The sequence below is a fragment of the Thiocystis minor genome (assembly GCF_016653465.1).
GTDB classification, from domain to species: domain Bacteria; phylum Pseudomonadota; class Gammaproteobacteria; order Chromatiales; family Chromatiaceae; genus Chromatium; species Chromatium minus.
This window is the reverse complement of the sequence record NZ_NHSQ01000146.1, coordinates 1-6,144: the sequence shown is the minus strand read 5'-3', so window position 1 is coordinate 6,144 and position 6,144 is coordinate 1. Positions and strand designations below refer to the sequence as shown.

The following is a 6,144-nucleotide window of genomic DNA, read 5'->3' as shown; positions in this document are numbered from 1 at the left end:
TGTCCGCCGTCCTGCATGAAATGCACCTTGCGCGAGACCAGCGCCACGGGACGCGGCTCCGGTGCGGACGACTGACCGCACACCGGACAGGCGGGATCGACCAGCAAACGATGGGTGCGCATCGCCAGGCTGTAGGCGTCGAGACTGACCACCGCGCCCGCGACCGTCACCGGGGCGCCGGCCAGACACTTGGCGATCTCGATGGCTGCCAGCTCGGCCATGAGCTGTTGGGTCGCCGGCAGCGCCGCGCGCGCCGTCAGCAGCGGTTCCGTCAGCGCCAGCGCCCGCGCGGCAAAGCCTTCGGTCGCGCAATGCCGCGCTAGGCGCTTGACCAGACAGGCGTGACAGCCGGGTTCGTCCGCTCGATACAGCGGCCCGAGCCAGGGTTCGTGACCGACCGGTTTCACCGGCAGCCAGGGTTGTCGGGCAGCGTGAAAGGTCGCGTTCAGCTCCGTCAGCGCCGGGCGTTGGTAATCATCGGTCAAGACCAGGTCCAGCGTCGCCTCGCGCTCCACCCGGCGGATGCCCAGCCGGTCGAGCGCCACATGAAGGGGCGCGGCATCGACCTCGCCAACCTCGTGAAGCTGTACGGTTTGCTCCGCCAGCGCGGCGAGCGCCGCCGTCGCCGACAGGCCCAGGCCCGACCAGAACGCGGCGATGCCGGCGGGAATCGCGGGCGCCGCCTCTTGGAGGTGACCGTTTTTCTCCAGCAGCATCAGCGCATAATAGACATGGGCGGCATCGAACTCGGCGGCCAGCGCGCCGACCAGATCATCGGGATTGCATGTGCCATCGAGCAGTGGCGCCAGCCGCTCATAGACTCTGCCATGCAGGGCGCGGGCACCGTCCTCGGAGAGCAGCAGCACGCCCTCGCCGGGGATGACCGCCGGGGTCAGATGGGGTTTGAAGATGGGATGCTGGATCACAGTCTGAGGCTCTTGATGCTTGGGAAAGGTGGATCGGCAAGACCGCCAAGGGGTTTCGCTCGCTCCCACGCTCCAGCGTGGGAGTGTCGTCGGGCCGCTCCAGCGGCCCGTCTCAACCCATCGCACCGCGCCAACTGGCAGACGCGACGCTGGAGCGTGGGAGCCAGAAAACGTTGGTATCGATGGCTGCACGGCGGGCTGCGCGGCCGGGTCACGACCAAGGGGCGATTCACCCGCCTCTGGATTCACGTCCTCCAGCATCTCCACAACGACGGCGCTTCACCAAGCCCTGACTGAACGGCCACCGGCTGGTCGGGCGCTTGGGATTCGCCCATGACGGCGGTACCTTGCGGTTCGCCTTACCCCAGCTTGCCCGTCAGACACCAACCTAAGCGAAACTATCAGAATTAGCGCACCAATCCCGAAGCCCACCGCCCCCAACACCGGCCAGCGCCTCATCCATCAGCTCCGTGGGCCGGGCCGGAATCACGAGCGTCACCGCCTGGGCGGTATTCTCCATCACCCGCAGCGTCACCCCCTCGGGCAGCGCCATCCCCTCCGCCGCCAGCGTCCCGGCCGGATCGGCCAGCAGCCGCTGCTTGAAGGTGTCATCCGCCCAGCACTTGGCGATGAGTTGTTGATACTGTTTCGCTTGGTCGTTCATGGCGTGATCCTGTGGTGAAAGGCGCCTCGTGAGGTCACGCGGCGGCGGGTGAGGAGCCGAACCCGCGCGGCGGTCCGCGCCGAGAGTTTACGCCAATGGGGATGGTTGCAACGATTCATCCATCGACCGACTCATCACCCGTGCGCGCCGGCGGTCACGAACCGGGAGCCGACTGCCAGCGGCTCCGGCGGTCTGTGCGACCTTGGTCTGGATGGCGGCACGGCGAACGACGCGGGCAGATCAGCACCTCAGAAGAGATCAAGGAGGGCGCTTCACCCGCCTCTGGATCACGGCCCTCAAGCGACTTCACCTCACCGGTCCTTCGCTTCGCCCCGACGAAACGGCCTCCGGCCACTTGGGTGCGACAGGGGTGGCGACTTGACGCGAGCCCAACGGGCTCGCGTATCCTCTAGTGACACAAAGCTGCGCGAATTCCTAACCCAAATACGGATACGCGTCACCGAAACACTCACGAGCATCGGAGCCTCCATCCGCGCCCCGTAATTCATCGTCGGACAACTCGGATGGTCGGGCGGGGATGACCAGATGAAACACCTGCTCGGTATTTTCCACGACCATGACGCTGACTCCGGCGGGAACGTCAATCCCCTCCGCCGCCAGCGTCCCGGCCGGATCGGCCAGCAGCCGCTGCTTGAAGGTGTCATCCGCCCAGCACTTGGCGATGAGTTGCTGATACGGTTTCGCTTGGTCGTTCATGACGTGCTCCTGTGGTTACAGGCTCCTCGTGAGGGCATGCCGTGGCGGGTGAGGAACCGAACCTGCCACGGCAGATCGCGGCAGGAGTTTACGCGAATGGGCGCGGGACGGTTGCAACGATCCATCCATCCTCGACCGACGCCTCGCCCGTGTCCGCCAGCTTCATGAGCAAGGCGCCGATCACCACCGGCTCCGGCAATACGTACGACGTTGGTATGAATGGCTGCACGGCGGACGACGCGGTCGGGTTAGTGCCAAAGGACGCTTTACCCGCTTCTAGATCACCGTTCTCAAGCGACTCCACCGCGACGGCCACTCAACGCCCCTGGCTGAACGTCCCTCGGCCGGTCGGATCCGCACGGGTGGCCGCTTGGTGCGATGTCTAGTCCGAATCGCGACATTTCCGGCTTGCTCCTATTTATTCAACCAGTACCTACTGGCAATAATCACAATGTGAACTCGCTTCGGATAACCCACCACCAAGCCCCTCCAACGCCTCATCGGCAAGATCCGTCGGGCGGGGAGGAATCACCAGCGTCACTGCCTGGGCGGTATTCTCCACCACCCGCACCGTCACCCCCTCGGGCACCGCCATCCCCTCCGCCGCCAGCGTCCCGGCCGGATCGGCCAGCAGCCGCTGCTTGAAATCCTCATCCGCCCAGCACTTGGCGATGAGTTGCTGATACGGTTTCGCTTGGTCGTTCATGGCGTGATCCTGTGGTGAAAGGCGCCTCGTGAGGTCACGCGGCGGCGGGTGAGGAGCCGAACCCGCGCCGCGGTCCGCGCCGGGAGTTTACGCCAATGGGAGCGGGATGGTTGCAACGATCCATCCATCGACCGACGCATCGCCCGTGCGCGCCGGCTTCTTTGAGGCAACCGGGGTCGGTCTGCAAAGGCTCCAGCACCGATGCCATCGTCCGCTTCCGAGTTGTCGAACTGATGGCGGAGACCTAAACGGAGTCCACCGACTCAACCAACGCCGAGCGATCACGATGACTCTGACTTGACACGCGCTGAGGGGCTGGATGCAATAACTGTTATTAACCTATCAGGAAGAACAGCGATGCCCACCAGTGTTGCTCTCAGCCCTCATTTTGAAAGCTTCATCCGGCAACAGGTCGATTCTGGTCGCTTTAACAACGCGAGCGAGGTCGTCCGCGCGGGATTGCGTCTGCTTGAGGAACGCGAGGCGACACAGACCGCCAAGCTCCAGGCGTTGCGCGAGGCCATTGCGGTCGGGCTTGCCAGTGGGCCTGTTCTCTCGGAAGAAGACGTCTTTGACGAGTTGGAAGCCAAGCTTCAGACCATGGCCGAACGAGCCAAATGACGCGACCGGTTTATACGGCACAGCCCAAGCGCGATTTGAACGCGATCGGTCTTTACATTGTCCAGGACAACCCGCACCACGCCGTCAGTTTCATCCGGGAACTGCGTGCGCAGTGCCGCAAGATCGCACAGGCGCCCCAGGCCTACCGACAACGACCTGAACTCGGCGTGGGCATTCGCGCCTGTGCCCATGGCAATTACGTGATCTTCTTCATGGAGGATGGCCGAGTCGTCCGGATCATCCGGGTTCTTCATGGCGCGCTGGACATCGATGCCCACTTCGGGAACAAAAAAATTCCTGACCTCGACGACGAAACCTAGTTTCGCTCGCTCCCACGCTCCAGCGTCACTGCCATTAAGTTAAGGATTTTCCGTTCGCCCTGAGCTTGTCGAAGGGCGGACGGAAAATCCTAAGCCTCTGAGCATTAAGCCGTTCATGGTTCGACAAGCTCACCACGAACGGCTTAACTTAATGGCAATGACGCTGGAGCGTGGGAGCCAGAAAGATCAAGTGGGGCGCTTCACCCGCCTCTGGATCACGGCCCTCAAGCGACTTCACCTCACCGGTCCTTCGCTTCGCCCCGACGAAACGGCCTCCGGCCACTTGGGTGCAACAGCGGTGGCGACTTGACGCGAGCCCAGCGGGCTCGCGTATCCTCTATTGATACCTTGTGATCAAAGATCACCCACACTTCTCCGTGCCAAACTGACCGCACCGCCCACCGTACACAATACCAACAGCATCGTCAGACAGATCAGTGGGACGGGCGGGTATCACCAGATGAAACACCTGCTCGGTGTTTTCCGCAACCTTGACGCTGACGCCGGCGGGAACCTCGATCCCCTCCGCCGTCAGCGTTCCAGCCGGATCGTCCAGCAGCCGCTGCTTGAAGGCGTCATCCGCCCAGCACTTGGCGATGAGTTGTTGATACTGTTTCGCTTGGTCGTTCATGGCGTGATCCTGTGGTTAAAAGCGCCTCGTGAGGTCACGCGGCGGCGGGTGAGGAGCCGAACCCGCGCGGCAGTTCGCCCCGGGATCATACGCCCATGGGATGTGCAATTGATCTATCGCCATCCAACGGAGAATCCATACATGCCCTTTTGATTAGTCTGCGGAACACAAGAGCTGCATCAAGGGTTTAGCACAGCGATCAGATCAGACGGCTATCTTTCCTCGCAGATCGCGTAAACTGCGCCCCGCGCAACCCGGTCGAGCACCCCGACACCCAGGAACTCCTTGGCGATGTCGCGCATCTCCAGCAGCAGGCTCCTCCTGTCGATTCATCATTCAGGCGGGTCTTGGCGAAATCCTGTTGCTGTTTTTGCTCCTGAAAGCCCACGTTCAGGGCAAGGGCGGTGAATGGGCCGACAGAAATGCCAGGTAAAGATCCGCCGTCAACTCGGGCTGTTCCAGATGCGGCAGATGTCCGACCTTCGCCGGGGTGTGCAACTCGGCGTGGGGATAAAACTGGCGCAGCCGCCGGACGCCGTTTTCGGCCGGGAAGATCCGGTCCGACTGGCCCCAGAAGATCCAGGTCGGCCAGCGACCGCCCAGATTCCGGGCCAAGATTCGGTCATCCAGATTGACGATATTCCACACCTGCTGATAGTGCCTGTTGTTGGCGACATACTCGGCCACCTGCGCCCGCTTGTCCTCCTCGGGGAGATCCGGAGGCATCACGAACAGCAGGCTCAGTTCCAGATCGAGTTCGGCCAACGTGATGGGGATGAAGGGATTGACGCCCGCCTCGATGGCGGCCTCGACCTCCTGCCCCCAGGACAGCAGTCCGAAAGGACCGCCGATGAAGGCCAAGGTGCGCACCTGTCGGGGATAGCTCCTGGCATAGACAGCCACCAGGGCGCCGCCGAGAGAATTTCCGGCCAGATCGAAGCGGGTCAGGCCGAGCCTTGCAATGAACTGGTGCAACCGTTTGGCCTGCGTCCGCAGCCGGTAATCGGCCAGCGGAAAACCGCTGCTCTGGCCATAGCCGGGGAGGTCGGGAGCGATGGCGGTGCGCCCGTCGGCCGCCAGTTGGCATTGGAACCTTTGCCATTGTTCCTTACTGGCGAACAAGCCATGAAGCAGCAACACCGGCGGCCCCTGTCCCGCTTGGCTATACTCTAGGGCAATGCCGTCATCCAGCGTCAGGCGCGCGGTCTGAATCTGGCAGTCGGCGGTTCGGGCAAGCGCCGGTGCCAGGGTCAGCCAGCCGAGCAGGCACAGTAACAGTGGGCGGATCGGATTCAGTCGCATCGGCCAGGCACCATTCCAAGGCAAGAAAACAGCGCTGTGATAATCATCGGCGCCGCAGATTTCCCTATGTTAGTCCAGTTTCACTCCCATCGCTTCACGCAGGCAGCCCGCGCATCGAGAAAGAAGACTGCCTGCTCCCGGATCCCGATGCCTCAGTACCAGGCTGCGCACCAAGGGCACCCAGGAACTGAACATCCAGCAGTTGCTGGCCGGTTCCAAGCACTGGGAGCGGTTCGTGGGCGGTACGGCGCTCTCCT

Annotated in this window: 9 protein-coding genes; 2 read left to right on the top strand and 7 right to left on the bottom strand. The window is 62.9% G+C overall.

What is annotated here, in order from left to right:
• From CCR95_RS19670 to CCR95_RS19650, 5 genes are all read right to left on the bottom strand, one after another.
• Nucleotides 1–926 (bottom strand): TOMM precursor leader peptide-binding protein (locus tag CCR95_RS19670; protein WP_201097653.1); only part of this gene is annotated, 926 nt, incomplete at its 3' end.
• Nucleotides 927–1,314: 388 nt separating this feature from the next.
• A complete protein-coding gene (locus CCR95_RS19665) occupies nucleotides 1,315–1,590 on the bottom strand; it encodes an NHLP leader peptide family RiPP precursor (RefSeq protein WP_201097651.1) in 276 nt (91 codons plus the stop codon).
• 435 nt (nucleotides 1,591–2,025) lie between these two features.
• On the bottom strand, nucleotides 2,026–2,307 hold the full coding sequence (locus CCR95_RS19660; RefSeq protein ID WP_201097650.1) for an NHLP leader peptide family RiPP precursor: 282 nt from the start codon (nucleotides 2,305–2,307) through the stop codon (nucleotides 2,026–2,028).
• Between the two features lie 88 nt (nucleotides 2,308–2,395).
• Nucleotides 2,396–2,623, bottom strand: a complete 228-nt coding sequence (locus CCR95_RS19655) for a hypothetical protein (protein WP_201097648.1) — start codon at nucleotides 2,621–2,623, stop codon at nucleotides 2,396–2,398.
• Nucleotides 2,624–2,740: 117 nt separating this feature from the next.
• On the bottom strand, nucleotides 2,741–3,013 hold the full coding sequence (locus tag CCR95_RS19650; protein WP_201097645.1) for an NHLP leader peptide family RiPP precursor: 273 nt from the start codon (nucleotides 3,011–3,013) through the stop codon (nucleotides 2,741–2,743).
• A gap of 297 nt (nucleotides 3,014–3,310) precedes the next feature.
• Between CCR95_RS19650 and CCR95_RS19645 the strand changes: the two genes are divergently transcribed.
• Together CCR95_RS19645 and CCR95_RS19640 are read left to right on the top strand one after the other, a co-directional pair.
• A complete protein-coding gene (locus CCR95_RS19645; protein ID WP_242523362.1) occupies nucleotides 3,311–3,634 on the top strand; it encodes a type II toxin-antitoxin system ParD family antitoxin in 324 nt (107 codons plus the stop codon).
• Nucleotides 3,631–3,954: a type II toxin-antitoxin system RelE/ParE family toxin gene (locus CCR95_RS19640; protein WP_201097643.1), complete on the top strand. Its 324-nt coding sequence runs from the start codon at nucleotides 3,631–3,633 to the stop codon at nucleotides 3,952–3,954. Before CCR95_RS19645 ends, CCR95_RS19640 begins: the two co-directional genes overlap by 4 nt.
• A gap of 361 nt (nucleotides 3,955–4,315) precedes the next feature.
• On the opposite strand, the gene CCR95_RS19635 is transcribed toward CCR95_RS19640, so the two are convergent.
• Nucleotides 4,316–4,585: an NHLP leader peptide family RiPP precursor gene (locus CCR95_RS19635; protein ID WP_201097641.1), complete on the bottom strand. Its 270-nt coding sequence runs from the start codon at nucleotides 4,583–4,585 to the stop codon at nucleotides 4,316–4,318.
• A gap of 390 nt (nucleotides 4,586–4,975) precedes the next feature.
• On the bottom strand, nucleotides 4,976–5,887 hold the full coding sequence (locus CCR95_RS19630; protein ID WP_201097639.1) for an alpha/beta fold hydrolase: 912 nt from the start codon (nucleotides 5,885–5,887) through the stop codon (nucleotides 4,976–4,978).
• Nucleotides 5,888–6,144: the final 257 nt, after the last annotated feature.